Source organism: Shinella fusca (assembly GCF_014203155.1).
Lineage (GTDB): Bacteria > Pseudomonadota > Alphaproteobacteria > Rhizobiales > Rhizobiaceae > Shinella > Shinella fusca.
Window position 1 is genome coordinate 378356 of record NZ_JACHIK010000002.1, and the last position, 16557, is coordinate 394912.

Below are 16557 nucleotides of genomic sequence, written 5' to 3' on the forward strand. Positions count from 1 at the left end.
CCGGCGCCCGGTTGCCTCTTGCGGCGGTCAGTCCCCGCCGCCCGTCATGTCCTGGGTCGACGTGGTGCAGTAGCGGGACTGCCCGGCCGATCTCTCCGCCTGCTCCAGTGCAGCGCGACAGTCCGCCTCGCTTGCGAGCTTGCGCACGGTCGCCCTGTCGCCGGTAAGGGTGAGGAGGAAGGTGTGGCGCGGGGCATCGGCGGGCGGATCGTGGTCGAAGTCGTCGAACGTGGCGGTGGTCGCATAGCAGCCGGCCTCCTTCAGCTCGGCCGTGCCGCCTTCCAGGATGGGGCGGATGCGCGCGAGGCGCTGCTCGCATTCCTGCGGCGTGTCGGTGCCAACGAAGCTGGAGGAATAGCCGCCGCCCGGAAGCAGCATGAGGATGATCATGAGGGTGCCGGTGTTCACTGCTGGAAATCCTGTTCTGCGAGAGGGAAGGGAGGAAGGGCGTTCACGCTGTTCATCCGTCCGGCATCGACGGCGGCGAAGGCATGGCCAGCGGTCGCCATATCGCGCAGGGCCCGGAACACCAGCCGCGCGACGTCCGCCCGGTGGATGAAGCCGTGCATCTGCGGGTCCTCGCAAAGAAGGCCCCGCCCGGTCGCGGGCTCGGAGACGAGGCCGCCGGGCCGGACGATCGTCCAGTCGAGGCCGCTCGCCCTCAGCCGCTCCTCCGCGAGCGTCTTGGCATCGACCGCCGCGCCGAAGGCCGCGATGGCCCGCGCCGAGCGGAAGGGCGCCATCTCCCCGCAGCCGATGGAGGTGACGAGGACGAACCGCCTTGCCCGCCCCGTCGCCACGGCCGCGTCGATGACGTTGATATTGCCCTCGTCGTCGGCCCGGCGGCCGTCGTCCGCCTGTCCGCCGAGCGTCGAGACGATGTCGAAGTCGCCGCCGATGCGGGCAAGGGTGCCGGTCACGTCCTGCCGCGACAGGGCATCGGCGCGCAGGAAGGCTGCGCCGGCCCCGTCCAGCGCGGCGACGTCCGATTGCGGGCGCACCGGCGCGATCACGCGCCGGCCCGCGGCGCATTCCAGCCGCGCCAGTTCCAGCCCGACGCCCCGGCTCGCACCAAAGATCACCAGCGGGCGCATGTCAGGCATTGCCGGCCGTCTGCGCAAACAGCGTTGCCAGCCGGTTGAAGCGCTCGATCTGGTCGGCCTTCAGCCTGCGCGCCTCGTCGCGCCCGACATAGATCTTGAAGATCGTCTCGCCCTCGGCGTTGAAGAACTGCACCGACATCGTCTCCATGCCCATGAAGGGGCGGCGGACGAGGAAGATGGACGCGCACCTGTCCGGGCGCAGATGGCCGGAAAGGCCGCTTGCGCCGCCCTGGAGATTGTACATGCCGTGGCCGATCCTGCCCGTCGGCATGGGCCCGCAGACCTCGACGACGGCGTCCTTGGTGTGGACGATGAAGGTGATGTCGCCCCATTCGGCGATGTCGGTCAAAACGTCGACGAAGCGGCTGCCGTCGATGCGTGTCACGCCATCGCCGGGAACGCATTCGACGACGGTCTGGATGGGTACAGCGAATTCGGCGGCGAGGGATTCCAGGATGCCGTCGGGCTTTTCGGCGATGGCCTGCCGGATGCGCTCGATCTTTTCCGCGTGGTTCAGGTGCTGCATGGATTGCTCCTTTCAGATGTGCTGTCGTTCAGGCGGCGTCCACGGCGGACAGGAGCCTGTTTTCAAGGATGTCGTGGAGGGCGGAGATCAGGTTGGCGTACCAGAAGCGCCCCGCCACGGTGAGGTCGGCAATGCCGTCGGAAAAGGTAAGAAGGCCGCCCGCCTCCCATTGGGTGACGAGGGGCGCCAGGAAGGCCGCGGTTCCCTCTCCGGCAAGGCTATCCAGCGCGGCCATGTCGAGGCGGCCGGCCTCGAAGCTTGCCGTGACAAGGTTGCGAAGCGGCTGGAGATCATCGGCCATGGCAAGGAGGCCGATGGGCTTGCGGCCGGCGCGAACGCTCTCGGTATAATGCGCAAGGTCGCTCGCGACCCCGTAGCTGGCGCGGCCGATGGAGCCGCCGGCACCCGCGCCGAAGGCGAGGCAATCGGCCCCTTCCTTGATGAGAAGGTTGTAGAGGTTCCGCTCGCGCGTGGTGCGGGCCCAATGGTTGTTGCTGATCTGCCGCCAGTTGCGGCGCCGGAAGAAATCCGCGCCCGTGGCGTAGAGGTCGCCGATCTCGGCAAGGCCGGGGGCGGCGGGGAATTTTCCGGCGGCTATCGCCGTTGCGAGCGGCGTGCCGGGAATGAGGTTGAGGCCGTAGAGGTCGATCCCGTCCGGACCGAGCGCGACCGCCGTCTCGAGATCCTGTCGCCAGACCTCCGGCGTCTGGCCGGGCAATCCGTAGAGAAGGTCGATCACCAGCGCCGCGCGGTCGCGGTCGCGCAGGGCTTCAAGGAAGACGATCGCCTCCTGGCGGCTCGCGCGCCGCCCCTGCCGGCGGCGCACCGCCGTGTCGAAGCTCTGAACGCCGATGGAAAAGCGGTTCGCACCGGCCTCGAGGCAGGCGTCGATCTTCTCCGCGTCGAAATGGATGATGCGCCCCTCGACGGTGATCTCGCAATCGGCGGCAAGCGGAAGCGCGGCCCTCACGGTTTCGATGATGCGGGAAAGCTCGGCCGCGCTGAGGGCCGTCGGCGTGCCGCCGCCGAGATAGACGGCGTGGATCGGGCTTTCCTGCAGGGCGGGTGCGGCGGCATCGCGCCGGATTTCCTCGACGAGAAGGTCGGCATAGGCCGCCCCTGCATCCGGAACGTAGGCATTGCGGTAGAAGCCGCAGAACAGGCAATGGTTCGCGCAGAAGGGAACATGGATATAGGCGAGGCGCTTGCCCGGCAGGGTCGGCGCCGCCAGCAGTCCTTGCCATGCGGACTGGATGTCGGCGGAGGCGAGGCGCTGCCTTCCCCGGAACGGCATGACCGCGCTGCGGCGGGAAAATGCGTTGCGCAGCGGGTTCGTGCCGTCTGCATTGGCGAAATACCGTGAGAATTCGCCACCCATCATCAACCCGCCAGCCTCGCCCATCACCAAATTTCGGGCGGACCTTACGGGAAGGAAAACTTGAGTAATTTGATCCACATCAAATTACTGGAGTTATTTTATCATGTTTTACCGGCGGTGGCCGGCGCCGGCCCGTCAGGGCGTGCCGCTGTCTTTCTTCCTGTAGAACTCGACAAAGATCCGTCCCGGCGCGGTGAAGGCGACGCGATGAGGGACCTCGGCCTCGATCACGATTGCCTCGCCGGCCTTGGCGCGTTGCTCGCCGTGATGGGGCGGTTCGAGCCGGTAGAGGACTTCGCCCTCGATGACATGAAGCATCGCCCATGTGCCGGCCTTCGTCGTGTGGGCCGATTGCAGTCGGGGGGGCAGCGTCTCGGGGGTGAAGTCCGGGGAGCGGCCGTATGCCTCGAAGCCTTCTGGCATCTGCGCCGGGATGGTTGCCATCTGTTCCTCCATGCGAACCGGGCGGCCTTGCGGTGAAAGAAAACGCGGGGGGCCGCAGGCGCGACAAAATAGTCCTTGTCGTCCCATCTTAAAAGATACATTCTGAATATATCTTTTCGGAGGGCGACATCATGCAGGAAATCGAAACCGTCTTCAGGCGGGAAAGGGCAGGGTCTTTCGAGCGCGCGGAGCGCCTCGAAATCATGTTCGCCGTCGTCAGCCAGGGACTTGGCAATTGCCCGGGCTGGTTCGTCACCGCCGTCGAGGATTGTGAGCGATCGGGCGGCGGGCCTTCGGACCATGGCCGGCGTGCCGTGGGCAGGAAGGCGTGAGCATCATGTCACGCGATTTCAAGGACCTCGCCTCTCTCGAAGCGCTCGTGCGCGACGACTACGACCGCTGCCATCCGGGCGAGACGTTCGACGACATGCGTCGGCGCGCTTCCTTCTCCAAGGAGGATCGTTGCCTCTACCGGGACTGGCTCGCGGTCGCGGCGGCCCGGGCGGCCGATCTCGCGGAAGCCGAAATTCCGGTTGCCGCGGAATGAACCCTGACGAATGACGGAGGCACACATGGATTTTCCCGATTTCTTCGACCGCGTCCCCGCCATTACGCTGCGCGAGCCTTTGACGGCGTTTTTCGGCGCATCGGCGGGCGGCACCATCACCTATCGCTATGCCGATGCGGTAAAGCTCGCCGGGCATTCCTGCCCGACCGTTGCCGGCGCCTACCTGATGATCCGCAAGGGTCTCGCCCGGCTCTATGGCGACGACATGCCCGAGCGCGGCAATATCGAAGTCCATATGCGTGATGCGCGCGACGACGGCACGACCGGCGTCGTCGCGACGATCGCGACGCTGCTGACCGGCGCCGCGCCCGAGACCGGCTTCGGCGGCATCGGAATGAACCGCCGCTTCGCGCGCCGCGATCTCCTGCGGTTCGATGCGCCCATACGCGGCCTCATGGCGTTGCGCCGGCGCGATACCGGCAGCGGCGTCGTTCTCGACCTCGACACCGCTCCGGTGCCGCCGGCAACGGGGATTCGGGCACTCTTTCCGAAGGTCGCGGCAGGAACGGCGGACGTGGACGAAGAGGCCATGTTCGCGGCGCTCTGGCAGGAGCGGGTGGCACGCATGCTGCTGGAGCACGCCGACGATCCCGAACTCGTCCATGTCCGCCCGTGGGAGTTCGCCGGCTAGCGCCGGCCGCCGGATCGGCCCCTTTCTTGACGTTCCGCAAATCCGGCCTTTCGCAACCGTGCTAGACGATCGGTCAGGGAACGCAGAATTCGCAAGGAGAGGGAGACATCATGACGGATCCGGTTCTACTCGTCCTCACGGCCGTTGCCGCGGCACTTTCGATCCACACGATCATTGCCCGGCGGATGGGGCGCACCGTCGCGGCGGCAATCGGCCTTTCGGCGATGGCTTTCCTCGCGGTGCCCGCGGCGGCGCAGACCCACGATCACGCCGCCCAGCCGGCAAGCGGACAGGCCGCCGGCGAGGATGCCGGCCAGCAGCGGGCCGATCCGGCGCTCGGCACGAGCTACCACAGCGCCACCACCTTCACCCTCAGGACCGGCATCGCGGCCGGCCGCATGGTCTATATCGGCGTCGGCGGCGATATCGACGGGCAGGTCAATCCCGATCTGATGGTGCACGAAGGCGAGATCGTGCAGATCAACCTCATCAACGGTGAAGGCGCCGAGCACGACGTGGTCATCGACCAGTATGCGGCGCGTTCCTCCGTCGTCGTCGGCAAGAACGCCTCGTCCACCTTCTCCTTCACGGCGAACAAGGTCGGCGAATTCGCCTATTTCTGCTCCATCGCCGGCCACAGGCTTGCCGGCATGGAAGGCCTCCTGCGCGTCATGCCGGGCGCCCGCGAGACGATGGACATGGATGCGGCGGACATCGTGCATGATCCCGCCGACCTGCCGGGGCCGATCGGCTCGCGGCCGGCCCAGGTGGTGCGCGTCGATTTCGAGACGGTCGAGCTGAAGGGCCGGCTCGACGACGGCACGACCTATGTCTACTGGACGTTCAACGGAAAGGTGCCGGGGCCCTTCGTGCGCGTTCGCGTCGGCGACACCGTCGAGGTCCACCTGAAGAACGCGTCCGACAGCGTAATGATGCATTCGGTCGATTTCCATGCGGCGACCGGCCCGGGCGGCGGAGCGGACTTCACCCAGACCGCGCCGGGCGAAGAAAGCGTCGTCACCTTCCAGGCGCTGAAGCCGGGCATCTACGTCTATCATTGCGCCACGCCCAGCGTCGCGCATCACATCACCAGCGGCATGTACGGCATGATCCTGGTCGAGCCCGAGGGCGGCCTGCCGCAGGTCGACCGCGAGTTCTACGTCATGCAGGGCGAGCTCTACACGGTCGAGCCCTTCGGCACGAAGGGCGACATGGAGATGGACTACGACAAGCTGTCCTCCGAACGGCCGGAATATTTCCTCTTCAACGGGGCCGTCGGGGCGCTGACGAAATCGCATCCGCTCTATGCCAATGCCGGCGACACGGTGCGCATCTTCTTCGGCGTCGGCGGGCCGAACTATACTTCGTCCTTCCACGTCATCGGCGAGATATTCGACCACGTCTATGCCTTCGGCAGCGTGACCACGCCGCCGACGACGAACGTGCAGACCGTCACCGTGCCGCCGGGCGGTGCCACGATCGTCGACTTCAAGATCGACCGCGGCGGGCACTATGTGCTGGTCGACCACGCATTGTCGCGCGCCGAGCGCGGGCTTGCGGGGTATCTCATCGTCGACGGTCCCGAGAACGACGCCACGATGCATACCGGCCCCGCCGACCAGGGCGCAGAATAGGACCGGCAGGAAGACGTCCGCGGGGAAATCTCCCGCGGGCGTCTGGCGGTCCGTCTTCCCGGTTTCAACCCGCTTCCGTTTCCATGAGCCGGTCGATCCGGGCCCGGACCCTTGCGATGCCTTCCGGAATGTTGGCGCTCGGGATCGACGAATAGCCCATCCGGAAATAGCGGCAGCTCCGGTTGTTCTGCGGAAAGAACGGTGAGCCGGATTCGACGAGCACGCCGTCCTGCCGCAATTCCCGTACGAGGCGGTCGGCGTCGAGGCCTTCCGGCCCCTCCATCCAGAACGACGTGCCGCCGAAGTCGCAGGAGCCGGCGATCGTCAGGCCTTCCCGCCGCAACGCATCGCCCATCAGCACGTGGCGCTTGTGGTATTCGGTGCGCATGCGGTGCAGCACGGCATCGTAGTGGCCGAGCGCCAGGAAATAGGCGGCAGTGCGCTGGAGGTGCCCGGGCGGATGGCGCAGCATCAGCGAGCGCAGGGCCCGCGCCTCGCGGATGAACGGGGCGGGCGCGACGAGATAGCCGAGCCGCAGGCCGGGAAACAGCGATTTCGAGAAGCTGCCGATATAGAGCACGCGTCCCGTGGCGTCGAAGGCCTTCAGGGCCGGCGAGGGCGGGGCGAGATAGCTGATCTCGAACTCGTAGTCGTCCTCGACGATCACGAAGTCCTTCTCCTCCGCCGCCTCCAGCAGCCGCGCGCGCCGGTCGATGGGCATGGTTGCGCCCGTCGGCGAATGATGGCTCGGCGTAACGAAGACGGCATCGACGTTTTCCGGCAACGCATCCGGCGGCAAGCCCTCGCCATCCACATCGATGGCCGTCACCTTCGCGCCGCTGAGGAAAAGCGATGCGCTGATATCGGGATGGCAGGGGTTCTCGCAGACGGCGCTCGAGCCCTTTTCGAGGATCAGCCGCGTCGCGATCCAGAGCGCGTTCTGCGCGCCCACGGTGACGAGGATCTCGTCCGGATTGGCGTGGATGCCGCGCCGCGGCAGCGTGCGCGAGCAGATGTAGTTGACGAGCCGCACGTCGTCGGCCGCGGCGAAGTCGCTTGCCATCAGGATGAAGTCCTCGCGCGCCAATGCCCGGCGCGCGCAGTCACGCCAGGCATTGAGGTCGAAGAGCGAGGGATCCATCTGGCCATAGAGGAAGGGATAGGGATAACGCCGCCAGTCGAGCGGCTTGGGGATCTGCCGCACGACGCCGAAGCTCATCTTGATCTTGCTGCTCCAGTCGACCGGATCGGAGCCGGCCGACGGGCGGTCGTTGTCGAGCGCCTTGCCGGGTGCGTTGCCGGATATGCGGTAGGAGCTGCGGTTGGCGACCTCCACATAGCCCTGGGAGACGAGCTCCTGATAGGCAAGCGTGACCGTGATGCGCGAGATGTTGAGATAGTCGGCGAGCTTGCGGGTGGAGGGCAGGTGCGCGCCCGGCTGGATGCGCCCGGCGAGCACCGCAGAGACCACCGTCTCGCGCAATTGGGCCTGCAGGCCGAGCCCACTTTCCCGGTCGATGAAGAAGATCGTCTCGGATACGTTGGTGCGCACGAAATCCGCTCCAGGCCAAATGATCTGGATTTATTCAACTTCCAAACTGGATATAACGCAAGCGGGGCACCGCATTTATCACTTTTGTCAAGAAGACCGGGGCAACCGGCTCAAGCACCAATCGATGAGGAGGAACGATGATGCTTTCAAGACAATTCAAACGCCTGGCCGCCGCCACCAGCTTCGTGGCCGGCCTTGCCGTGTCAGGCATGGCTTACGCAGAAACCAGCCTCGTGGTCGGCTACCAGCAGATCGTCGGCCCGTTCGTGGCCGCCATCGCCGACGGCCGCTTCGATGCGGCCGCCAAGGAGGCCGGCTACAAGATCGACTGGCGCCAGTTCTCGTCGGCAGGCGACATCACGACGGCGCTTGCCTCCGGCGACGTGCCGATCGGCGTGATCGGCTCGACCGGCACGGCCGCGGCCGCAACCCGCGGCGTCGACCTGCAGCTCTTCTGGATCCTCGACAATATCGGCAAGTCGGAGGCGCTGGTTGCCCGCGACGGCTCCGGCATCGAGAAGCCGGAAGACCTCAAGGGCAAGAAGGTCGCCGTGCCCTTCGTGTCCACCTCGCACTTCCATCTGCTCGTGGGTCTCAATTCCGTCTGGAAGATCGATCCGCGCGAGGTGGAAATCCTCAACTTGAAGCCGCCGCAGATCGTCGCGGCTTGGCAGCGCGGCGATATCGATGCCGCCTATGTCTGGCCGCCGGCGCTCTCGGAAATCCAGAAGACGGGCAAGACGATCTCCGATTCCGAGGTCATCGGCGCGGCAAGCGTTCCCACCTTCGACGGCCTGGTGGTCGACAAGAACTGGGCGGCGGAAAACCCCAAGCTCATGGAGGCCTTCACCAAGGTTCTCGCCCAGTCCTATGCGGACTACAATGCCGACAAGGCGGCCTGGACGGCGGACTCTTCCCAGGTCCAGGGCATCGTCAAGCTGATCGGCGGCGACGGCCCGAGCACGGTCGAGGCGCTGGAGCTCCTGTCCTTCCCGAATGCGGACGAACAGGCCTCCGATACCTGGCTCGGCGGCGGCGCGACCCGGGCGCTCAACGAAAGCGCACGGTTCCTCGTCGAGCAGAAGCAGATCAGCAAGGCGCTCGACGACTACGCGCCCTTCGTGAATGCAGACTTCGCCAAGGCGGCCGCAAAGTAAAAGGCGCCCGCCGGATGCGCCGGCCGTGGGAGCGGCCGGTGCGTGCGTCATCGCTTACAGACCGTGACCGGGGTGCAGGGAGGCATTTCTCATGGAAACACTTAGCGTCAGGAATATCAGTCTGACCTATCCGGGCCTTTACTCGGACCAGGCGGTGATCGCCCTGAAGGGGGTCAATCTGACCATCAGGAGCGGCGATTTCGTCGTCGCGCTCGGCGCTTCGGGCTGCGGGAAGACGACGCTGCTCAACCTGATGGCAGGCTTCATGGCCCCCTCGGAAGGCGACATCACGCTCGGCAACCACCAGGTCATCGGCCCCGGTGCCGAGCGCGGCGTGGTTTTTCAGAAGCACGCCCTGCTGCCCTGGCTCAACGTCATCGAGAACACCGAATTCGGCCTGAAGCTGCGCGGCGTCGACAAGGCGACGCGGCGGGAGCTGGCCACCAGGAACCTCGCCCTCGTGGGACTTCAGGATTTCCACCGCCACATGATCTACCATCTTTCGGGCGGCATGCAGCAGCGCGTGGGCATCGCGCGGGCGCTGACCTGCGACCCCGCCATGCTCCTGATGGACGAGCCGATGGCCGCGCTCGACGCCCTGACGCGCGAGACCATCCAGGAACTGCTCCTGAAGGTGTGGCAGCTCACCAACAAGATGTTCTTCTTCATCACCCACAGCGTGGAGGAAGCGCTGTTCCTCGGCTCGCGGCTCATCGTCATGTCGCCGCGCCCCGGCCGCATCACCCACACCTACGAGCTCGACTTCAACCGCCGCTTCCTTGCCGAGGGCAATGCCCGGGCGATCAAGTCGAGCCCGGAATTCATCCGCATGCGCGAGGAAGTGCTCGGCATCATCTATGGCGACGAACGTGAATCCGGCAACCCGGAGGTGGCCCATGCTTGAGAGAGTGAACAGGACCCGTTCGGTCAGGCCCGGCAAGATCTTCGGCGCCCCCGGCGACGGGAACAGCGGCTTCATCAGCCTCCTCACGGCCCTCGTGCTCGTCGCGCTCTGGTTCCTCGTGACGGAATCCGGCTGGGTCAAACCGCTGTTCCTGCCTTCTCCGCTCGCGGTCTGGGACAAGTTCATGCTGGCGCTGACGGAGGGTGTCTCGAACTCCACGCTGACGCAGCATACCCTCGCCAGCCTCACCCGCGTCTTCGGGGCCTTCCTGCTGGCGCTGGTGACGGCGGTGCCGATCGGCATCCTGATGGGGGTCAACCGCATCGTGCGCGGCCTCTTCGATCCGATCATCGAATTCTACCGCCCGCTGCCGCCGCTCGCCTACCTGCCGCTCGTCATCATCTGGCTCGGCATCGGCGAATTCCCGAAGGTGTTCCTCATCTATCTGGCGATCTTCGCGCCGATGGCGATCGCCGCAAGGGCAGGGGTGCGTTCGGTCTCCACGGAGCAGATCCATGCGGCCTATGCGATGGGCGCCACCCGCGGCCAGGTCATCGGCCAGGTGATCATGAAGGCGGCCCTGCCGGAAATCTTCACCGGCATGCGCATCGGCATCGGCGTCGGCTGGACGACGCTGGTGGCGGCCGAAATGGTCGCGGCGAACCGAGGCCTCGGCTTCATGGTCCTCAACGCGGCCGAGAACCTCGAAAGCGACACGGTGATCATGGGCATCTTCATCATCGGCATCTTCGCCTTCGCCTTCGACCTTCTGATCCGCTACCTCGAAAAGGTGCTGATCCCCTGGAAGGGGCGCATCTAGCCCGGCAACCGACCCGACACTCCATTCGCATCCGGCCTGGCGGCCTTTGAAGACGGCGTTTGCCGTCGACGGCGAAGCCATGCCTTTCGACACCAAAGGACAGGACCATGACACTCTCTGCAACCGATCTCAAAAGTCTGTTCGATGCCTTCAACCGGCATGACATCGACGGGGTCATGCGCTTCTTCGCGGAGGATTGCATCTTCAACGCCGTCGGCGGGCCGGAGGTCTACGGCACGCGGATCACCGGGCGAGCGGCGATCGCGGAGGCGTTCAGCGGCGTGTGGACGGCGATGCCGGATGCCGAATGGGGCGACCACAGCCACTTCGTCGACGGCGACCGGGGTGTCTCGGAATGGACCTTCTCCGGCACGGCCGCCGACGGCAGCCGCATCGTGGCGGAGGGCTGCGACCTCTTCACCTTCCGCGACGGAAAGATCGTCCGCAAGCAGGCCTTCCGGAAGAACCGGCCGGTCCTGCCGCCGCGCTACTAGGCTGGGAGCAAGGCCATGCAGCAGCACACCACCTCCCTCAAGGCCGGCCGGGAACCGTTCGATCCCGCCTACGATCCCGAACATGCGGCAAGCCCCGGCACCGGCAAGGACTATGCGCCCACCTACTGGATCGGCACCGCCGGTCCCGAGCCGGAGGACGACGGGCCGGTGACGGGCGACATGGATGTCGACGTCGCCATCATCGGCTCGGGCTATACCGGCCTTTCCTGCGCCATCCACCTTGCCCGCGAGCACGGCATCAAGGCGACGGTGCTGGAGGCGAACGGCGTCGCTTGGGGATGCAGCACCCGCAACGGCGGGCAGGCGCAGATTTCCGCGGGCCGCCTGAAGCGCTCGCAATGGATCGCCCGCTGGGGCGTCGACGTCGCCCGCAAGCTGCATGCCGAGATATCCGAGGGCTTCGACCTCTTCCGCTCGCTCATCCGCGAGCCGGAGATTGACTGCGACCCGCAGGACGGCGGCCACCTCTACATCGCCCACCGCGACAAGGTCCTGCCCGCGCTCGAAAGCGAGGTGCGCGTCCTCAACGATACCTTCGGCTACCGCGCCCGCATGGTCTCGCGCGGCGAGGTCCACAGCGACTTCGTGCGCGACGAGGAGGCGCGCGGGGCGATGTACGAGCCGGACGGCATGGGCATCCACGCCGCCAAGCTTGCCTTCGGCTACCTGAAGCTCGCCCGCCGCCTCGGCGCGAAAGTGCATACGTCGAGCCCCGTGCTCGATTGCAAGGCGAAGGGCGGCATGCACTACCTGACGACGCCGGGCGGCACGGTTCGCGCCCGCATCGTCTGCATCGCGACGGCCGGCTACACCTCCGCCGGGATGAGCGCGCTGACCAGCCGGCGGCTGATGCCGATCCTGTCTAACTCGGTCGTCACGCGGGTGCTGACGGACGGCGAGCGCGACGCGCTGAACTTCAAGGCGCGCATTCCGCTCACCGACACACGCACGCTGCGCCACTACTACCGCATGCTGCCCGACGGACGCGTGCAGATCGGCAGCCGCAGCGCCATCACCGGGCGCGACGCGCCCAACCCGAAGCACCTGGCGCTGCTGCTCGACGGCCTCTACCGCAAGTTCCCGGTCCTGCGCGGCATCGAGATTGATTATTCCTGGTGGGGCTGGGTGGATGTCAGCCACGACATGATGCCCCGCATCTTCCAGCCGGACCCGTCCCAGAAGCTGTTCTACGCCATGGGCTACGGCGGCAACGGCGTCATGTACTCGGCCCAGGCCGGACGTCGCATGGCGCAGATGGTCGCCGGCAAGGGCGCCGGGCTCGACCTTCCCATCTTCACCTCGCCGCTGCCGAGCCACGGCCTCCTGACGCCGTTCCGCCGGCTCGGCCAATGGGGGATGTACCGCTGGTACTACCTCCGCGACGAAATCCTCTGACCGCCCGAAACACCGATCAATTCCGCAAGGAAAGGAAGCAGCCATGAAAATGACCACCGAGGAAGCCTTCGTCAAAGTTCTCCAGATGCATGGGCTCGAACATGCCTTCGGCATCATCGGCTCGGCCATGATGCCGGTGTCGGACCTCTTCCCGAAGGCCGGCATCACGTTCTGGGACTGCGCCCACGAGACCAATGCCGGCATGATGGCGGACGGCTTCAGCCGTGCGACCGGCACCATGTCCATCGCCATCGGCCAGAACGGCCCGGGCGTCACCGGCTTCATCACCGCCATCAAGACCGCCTACTGGAACCACACGCCGCTCCTCATGGTCACGCCCCAGGCGGCCAACAAGACCATCGGGCAGGGCGGCTTCCAGGAAGTCGACCAGATGGCGATGTTCAAGGAGATGGTCTGCTACCAGGAAGAGGTGCGCGATCCCTCGCGCATTCCCGAAGTGCTGAACCGCGTCATCGAGAAGGCCTGGCGCGGCTGCGCCCCGGCGCAGATCAATATCCCGCGCGACTACTGGACCCAGGTGATCGACGTCGACCTGCCGGCCATCGTGCGCTTCGAGCGCCCGTCCGGTGGCCCGCAGGCGATCGCCGAGGCGGCAAAGCTCCTCTCGGAGGCGAAGTTCCCGGTCATCCTCAACGGCGCCGGCGTCGTCATCGGCGGTGCCATCGGTGAATCCATGGCGCTCGCCGAACGGCTCGACGCCCCGGTCTGCTGCGGCTACCAGCACAACGACGCCTTCCCCGGCAGCCATCGCCTCTCGGTCGGCCCGCTCGGCTACAACGGCTCGAAGGCGGCGATGGAGCTCATCTCCCGCGCCGATGTGGTGCTGGCGCTCGGCACCCGGCTCAATCCGTTCTCGACGCTGCCGGGCTACGGCATCGACTACTGGCCGAAGAACGCCGCGATCATCCAGGTCGACATCAACCCGGACCGCATCGGCCTCACCAAGAAGGTGACGGTCGGTATCTGCGGCGACGCCAGGCAGGTCGCCGGCCAGATCCTCGAGCAGCTTTCGCCCTCGGCGGGCGATGCCGGCCGCGAGGAGCGCAAGGCGGCGGTCCACCAGACCCGCTCGGCCTGGCAGCAGCAGCTCTCCTCCATGGATCATGAGGACGACGACCCGGGCACCGAATGGAACGAGGGCGCGCGCAACCGCGAGCCGAACCGCATGTCGCCGCGCCAGGCCTGGCGGGCGATCCAGGCGGCGCTGCCGAAGGAGGCGATCGTCTCCACCGACATCGGCAACAACTGCGCCATCGGCAACGCCTACCCGACCTTCGAGGAGGGGCGCAAATACCTCGCGCCGGGCATGTTCGGCCCCTGCGGCTACGGCTTCCCCTCCATCGTCGGCGCGAAGATCGGCTGCCCGGACGTGCCGGTGGTCGGCTTTGCCGGCGACGGCGCCTTCGGCATCTCGATGAACGAAATGGGTTCCATCGGCCGCAAGGGCTGGCCGGCGATCACCATGGTGATCTTCCGCAACTACCAGTGGGGTGCGGAAAAGCGCAACACGACGCTCTGGTATTCCAACAACTTCGTCGGCACGGAGCTGAACCCCAACCTCAGCTACGCGAAGGTCGCCGAGGGCTGCGGCCTGAAGGGCGTCGCCGTCGACACGCCCGCAGGCCTTACCGAGGCGCTCTCCACCGCGATCGAGGACCAGAAACGCGGCGTGACGACCTTCGTGGAGGTCATCCTGAACCAGGAGCTCGGCGAGCCTTTCCGGCGCGATGCGATGAAGAAGCCGGTGCCGGTCGCCGGCATCGATCCCGCCGACATGCGCCCGCAGCAGCGCGCCTGATTTCCCAAGACGCGACGCCCGCCCGGACGATCGGGCGGGCAAGGCTTTCCCACGCGACCGGAACGACACCATGACCTTCGCCGCTTCTGTCCAAGACCGCTTCCGGGGCGTGCCCTCGGGCTTTTTCACCTACTGGCCGGGCTTCGCCGTCGCTGCCGCCGTGGCGGTCGCCGCGCAGTTCCTGTCCGACCACTACGGCGCGCCGGCCATGCTGATGGCGCTGCTGCTCGGCATCGCCTTCCATTTCCTCTCGGAGGAAGGGCGCTGCGTCGCCGGCATCGATTTCTGCGCCAAGAAGGTGCTGCGGATCGGCGTGGCGCTGCTCGGCATGCGCATCAGCGTCGATCTTCTGATCGGGCTCGGCGCCAGCACCATCCTGCTGCTCGTCTCGGCCATCGCCGCCACCATCGGCTTCGGCCTGATCGCGGCGCGGCTGCTCGGCCGCGGCTGGCGGCTTGCGCTGCTGACCAGCGGCTCCGTCGCCATCTGCGGCGCCTCTGCCGCCATGGCGATTGCCGCCGTGCTGCCGAAGAACGAGTTCTCCGAGCGCAACCTCATTTTCACCGTGCTCTCGGTCACGGTGCTCTCCACCCTCGCCATGATCGCCTACCCGATCCTCGCCCAGACGCTGGGGCTCGACGCACGGGCGACCGGCATCTTCTTCGGCGGCACGATCCACGACGTGGCGCAGGTCGTCGGCGCCGGCTTTTCCGTGTCGCCCGAGGCGGGCGAGACGGCGACGCTCGTCAAGCTCATCCGCGTCACCACGCTGGCGCCGGTGGTGCTCATCTTCTCGCTTGCCCTGCGCAACGTGCCGCAGCCGGAAGGCGAGACGGGCAAGCGCCCGCCGCTGCTGCCGGGCTTCGTCGTCGCCTTCCTCATCTTCGCCGCGCTCAACTCCTTGGGCCTCATCCCGGAAATGGCGGCCAAGGCCGGCACGGAGGCCTCGCGCTGGGCGCTGCTTGCCGGCATCGTCGCGGTCGGCATGCGCACCTCGCTGCGCCGCGTGCTGGATGTCGGGGGCGACGCCGTCGCGCTCGTCGTGGCCGAGACCGTCTTCATCGGCCTCTTCATCCTCGTCGGCATCCACTATCTGGGGCATGCGTGATGAAGCCGCTGGACCGCATTCTCGAAACCGCGAAGGCTGCTCCCCGCCATATCGTGCTTGCCGAAGGCGAGGACCCGCGCATCGTCGAGGGCGCCGTGCGTGCGTCGCGCGCCGGCATTGCCCGCATCACCCTCGTCGGCGACCGCAAGGCGGTGGAGGCGCGGCTTGCCGCCGCGGGCGCGGAGCCGGGCGAGATCCACGTCGAGGATCCGGCGTCCTCGCCGCTGACGCCGGGCTTTGCCGCTGCCTACCACGCGCTGCGCCGGGGCAAGGGTGTCGACGAGGCCGCTGCGGGCGCAGCCGTCCGCTCGCCGCTCGTCTTTTCCGCCATGATGGTGCGGGAAGGCGAGGCGGATGGAACGGTCGGCGGGGCGGTCGCCACCACCGCCGATACGGTGCGCGCCGCGCTCCAGGTGATCGGCCGCGCGCCGGACGCCGGCCTCGTGTCGAGCTTCTTCCTGATGATGCTCTGCGCCTCGCACCATGTGAAGAAGGGCGCCTTCGTCTTCGCCGATTGCGGGCTGGTGGTCGATCCCGATGCGGCCGGCCTTGCCGATATCGCCATCATGTCGGCGCGCTCCTACGAGGCGCTCGCCGGCAAGCCGGCGAAGGTGGCGATGCTCTCCTTCTCGACGGCCGGCAGCGCCGCCCACGAGCGCGTCTCCAAGGTGGTGGAGGCGACGCGCCTTGCCCATGCGGCGGCTCCCGACCTCGTCATCGACGGGGAATTGCAGTTCGACACCGCCTTCGTCGAGGCCGTCAGTGCCGCCAAGGCGCCGCAATCGGCCCTGCACGGCGAGGCGAACGTCTTCGTCTTTCCCAATCTCGATGCGGCGAACATCGGCTACAAGATCGCCCAGCGCATCGGCGGCGCGACGGCCATCGGCCCCATATTGCAGGGCCTTGCAAAACCCGCCAACGACCTCTCGCGCGGCTGCAACGCCGACGATGTCTTCCATATGATCGCCGTCACGGTCGTCCAGGCGGCGAGCGGGTGAGGGCC

At 66.8% G+C, this 16557-nt stretch carries 18 protein-coding genes; 12 read left to right on the forward strand and 6 right to left on the reverse strand.

Annotation, left to right across the window (positions count from 1 at the left end):
* Window positions 1-27: 27 nt before the first annotated feature.
* The 5 genes from HNQ66_RS04020 to HNQ66_RS04040 form a co-directional block, all read right to left on the reverse strand.
* Window positions 28-408, reverse strand: coding sequence for a hypothetical protein (locus HNQ66_RS04020; protein ID WP_184141124.1), 381 nt, complete (start codon window positions 406-408; stop codon window positions 28-30).
* On the reverse strand, window positions 405-1103 hold the full coding sequence (locus tag HNQ66_RS04025) for an NAD(P)H-binding protein (protein WP_246434167.1): 699 nt from the start codon (window positions 1101-1103) through the stop codon (window positions 405-407). The genes HNQ66_RS04020 and HNQ66_RS04025 overlap by 4 nt, the downstream gene beginning before the upstream one ends.
* Window positions 1096-1629 (reverse strand): heme utilization cystosolic carrier protein HutX, encoded by a 534-nt coding sequence (gene hutX / locus HNQ66_RS04030; RefSeq protein WP_184141126.1) that lies wholly within the window; start codon window positions 1627-1629, stop codon window positions 1096-1098. Before hutX ends, HNQ66_RS04025 begins: the two co-directional genes overlap by 8 nt.
* Before the next feature lie 28 nt (window positions 1630-1657).
* Window positions 1658-3031 carry a heme anaerobic degradation radical SAM methyltransferase ChuW/HutW gene (gene hutW, locus HNQ66_RS04035; RefSeq protein WP_210308660.1) on the reverse strand — a complete coding sequence of 458 codons (1374 nt, stop codon included), beginning with the start codon at window positions 3029-3031 and terminating at the stop codon, window positions 1658-1660.
* A 111-nt stretch (window positions 3032-3142) separates the two neighbouring features.
* The gene (locus HNQ66_RS04040) at window positions 3143-3451 is read right to left on the reverse strand and encodes a TehB family protein (protein ID WP_184141127.1); all 309 of its coding nucleotides are present in this window, start codon (window positions 3449-3451) and stop codon (window positions 3143-3145) included.
* Between the two features lie 131 nt (window positions 3452-3582).
* Between HNQ66_RS04040 and HNQ66_RS04045 the strand changes: the two genes are divergently transcribed.
* From HNQ66_RS04045 to nirK, 4 genes are all read left to right on the forward strand, one after another.
* Window positions 3583-3783: a hypothetical protein gene (locus HNQ66_RS04045; RefSeq protein WP_184141129.1), complete on the forward strand. Its 201-nt coding sequence runs from the start codon at window positions 3583-3585 to the stop codon at window positions 3781-3783.
* Window positions 3784-3788: 5 nt separating this feature from the next.
* A complete protein-coding gene (locus HNQ66_RS04050) occupies window positions 3789-3998 on the forward strand; it encodes a hypothetical protein (protein WP_184141131.1) in 210 nt (69 codons plus the stop codon).
* A gap of 25 nt (window positions 3999-4023) precedes the next feature.
* Window positions 4024-4650 carry a hypothetical protein gene (locus tag HNQ66_RS04055; RefSeq protein ID WP_210308661.1) on the forward strand — a complete coding sequence of 209 codons (627 nt, stop codon included), beginning with the start codon at window positions 4024-4026 and terminating at the stop codon, window positions 4648-4650.
* Window positions 4651-4760: 110 nt separating this feature from the next.
* Window positions 4761-6284, forward strand: coding sequence for a copper-containing nitrite reductase (gene nirK / locus HNQ66_RS04060; RefSeq protein ID WP_210308662.1), 1524 nt, complete (start codon window positions 4761-4763; stop codon window positions 6282-6284).
* Window positions 6285-6348: 64 nt separating this feature from the next.
* Here nirK and pdxR read toward each other — a convergent pair whose 3' ends face one another.
* Window positions 6349-7836, reverse strand: coding sequence for a MocR-like pyridoxine biosynthesis transcription factor PdxR (gene pdxR, locus HNQ66_RS04065; protein ID WP_184141135.1), 1488 nt, complete (start codon window positions 7834-7836; stop codon window positions 6349-6351).
* 137 nt (window positions 7837-7973) lie between these two features.
* Between pdxR and tauA the strand changes: the two genes are divergently transcribed.
* The 8 genes from tauA (at window position 7974) to pta (ending at window position 16552) form a co-directional block, all read left to right on the forward strand.
* A complete protein-coding gene (gene tauA / locus HNQ66_RS04070; RefSeq protein WP_184141137.1) occupies window positions 7974-8993 on the forward strand; it encodes a taurine ABC transporter substrate-binding protein in 1020 nt (339 codons plus the stop codon).
* Window positions 8994-9084: 91 nt separating this feature from the next.
* Window positions 9085-9897: a taurine ABC transporter ATP-binding protein gene (locus HNQ66_RS04075; protein WP_184141139.1), complete on the forward strand. Its 813-nt coding sequence runs from the start codon at window positions 9085-9087 to the stop codon at window positions 9895-9897.
* A complete protein-coding gene (locus HNQ66_RS04080; RefSeq protein WP_184141141.1) occupies window positions 9890-10717 on the forward strand; it encodes an ABC transporter permease subunit in 828 nt (275 codons plus the stop codon). The genes HNQ66_RS04075 and HNQ66_RS04080 overlap by 8 nt, the downstream gene beginning before the upstream one ends.
* 107 nt (window positions 10718-10824) lie before the next feature.
* Window positions 10825-11211 carry a nuclear transport factor 2 family protein gene (locus HNQ66_RS04085; RefSeq protein WP_184141143.1) on the forward strand — a complete coding sequence of 129 codons (387 nt, stop codon included), beginning with the start codon at window positions 10825-10827 and terminating at the stop codon, window positions 11209-11211.
* A 15-nt stretch (window positions 11212-11226) separates the two neighbouring features.
* Window positions 11227-12627 carry an NAD(P)/FAD-dependent oxidoreductase gene (locus HNQ66_RS04090; RefSeq protein ID WP_184141145.1) on the forward strand — a complete coding sequence of 467 codons (1401 nt, stop codon included), beginning with the start codon at window positions 11227-11229 and terminating at the stop codon, window positions 12625-12627.
* A 43-nt stretch (window positions 12628-12670) separates the two neighbouring features.
* On the forward strand, window positions 12671-14446 hold the full coding sequence (xsc, locus tag HNQ66_RS04095; protein ID WP_184141147.1) for a sulfoacetaldehyde acetyltransferase: 1776 nt from the start codon (window positions 12671-12673) through the stop codon (window positions 14444-14446).
* 70 nt (window positions 14447-14516) lie between these two features.
* Window positions 14517-15554 (forward strand): YeiH family protein, encoded by a 1038-nt coding sequence (locus HNQ66_RS04100; RefSeq protein ID WP_184141149.1) that lies wholly within the window; start codon window positions 14517-14519, stop codon window positions 15552-15554.
* Window positions 15554-16552, forward strand: coding sequence for a phosphate acetyltransferase (pta, locus tag HNQ66_RS04105; RefSeq protein ID WP_184141151.1), 999 nt, complete (start codon window positions 15554-15556; stop codon window positions 16550-16552). The genes HNQ66_RS04100 and pta overlap by 1 nt, the downstream gene beginning before the upstream one ends.
* Window positions 16553-16557 lie beyond the last annotated feature (5 nt).

What these genes read in the sequence shown, in the direction of transcription:
- HNQ66_RS04025 (WP_246434167.1), bottom strand. Translation starts at nt 1,103, where the DNA reads ATGCCTGACATGCGCCCGCTGGTGATCTTTGGTGCGAGCCGGGGCGTC.
- hutX (WP_184141126.1), bottom strand. Translation starts at nt 1,629, where the DNA reads ATGCAGCACCTGAACCACGCGGAAAAGATCGAGCGCATCCGGCAGGCC.
- hutW (WP_210308660.1), bottom strand. Translation starts at nt 3,031, where the DNA reads ATGGGCGAGGCTGGCGGGTTGATGATGGGTGGCGAATTCTCACGGTAT.
- HNQ66_RS04040 (WP_184141127.1), bottom strand. Translation starts at nt 3,451, where the DNA reads ATGGCAACCATCCCGGCGCAGATGCCAGAAGGCTTCGAGGCATACGGC.
- HNQ66_RS04045 (WP_184141129.1), top strand. Translation starts at nt 3,583, where the DNA reads ATGCAGGAAATCGAAACCGTCTTCAGGCGGGAAAGGGCAGGGTCTTTC.
- HNQ66_RS04050 (WP_184141131.1), top strand. Translation starts at nt 3,789, where the DNA reads ATGTCACGCGATTTCAAGGACCTCGCCTCTCTCGAAGCGCTCGTGCGC.
- HNQ66_RS04055 (WP_210308661.1), top strand. Translation starts at nt 4,024, where the DNA reads ATGGATTTTCCCGATTTCTTCGACCGCGTCCCCGCCATTACGCTGCGC.
- nirK (WP_210308662.1), top strand. Translation starts at nt 4,761, where the DNA reads ATGACGGATCCGGTTCTACTCGTCCTCACGGCCGTTGCCGCGGCACTT.
- tauA (WP_184141137.1), top strand. Translation starts at nt 7,974, where the DNA reads ATGATGCTTTCAAGACAATTCAAACGCCTGGCCGCCGCCACCAGCTTC.
- HNQ66_RS04075 (WP_184141139.1), top strand. Translation starts at nt 9,085, where the DNA reads ATGGAAACACTTAGCGTCAGGAATATCAGTCTGACCTATCCGGGCCTT.
- HNQ66_RS04080 (WP_184141141.1), top strand. Translation starts at nt 9,890, where the DNA reads ATGCTTGAGAGAGTGAACAGGACCCGTTCGGTCAGGCCCGGCAAGATC.
- HNQ66_RS04085 (WP_184141143.1), top strand. Translation starts at nt 10,825, where the DNA reads ATGACACTCTCTGCAACCGATCTCAAAAGTCTGTTCGATGCCTTCAAC.
- HNQ66_RS04090 (WP_184141145.1), top strand. Translation starts at nt 11,227, where the DNA reads ATGCAGCAGCACACCACCTCCCTCAAGGCCGGCCGGGAACCGTTCGAT.
- xsc (WP_184141147.1), top strand. Translation starts at nt 12,671, where the DNA reads ATGAAAATGACCACCGAGGAAGCCTTCGTCAAAGTTCTCCAGATGCAT.
- HNQ66_RS04100 (WP_184141149.1), top strand. Translation starts at nt 14,517, where the DNA reads ATGACCTTCGCCGCTTCTGTCCAAGACCGCTTCCGGGGCGTGCCCTCG.
- pta (WP_184141151.1), top strand. Translation starts at nt 15,554, where the DNA reads ATGAAGCCGCTGGACCGCATTCTCGAAACCGCGAAGGCTGCTCCCCGC.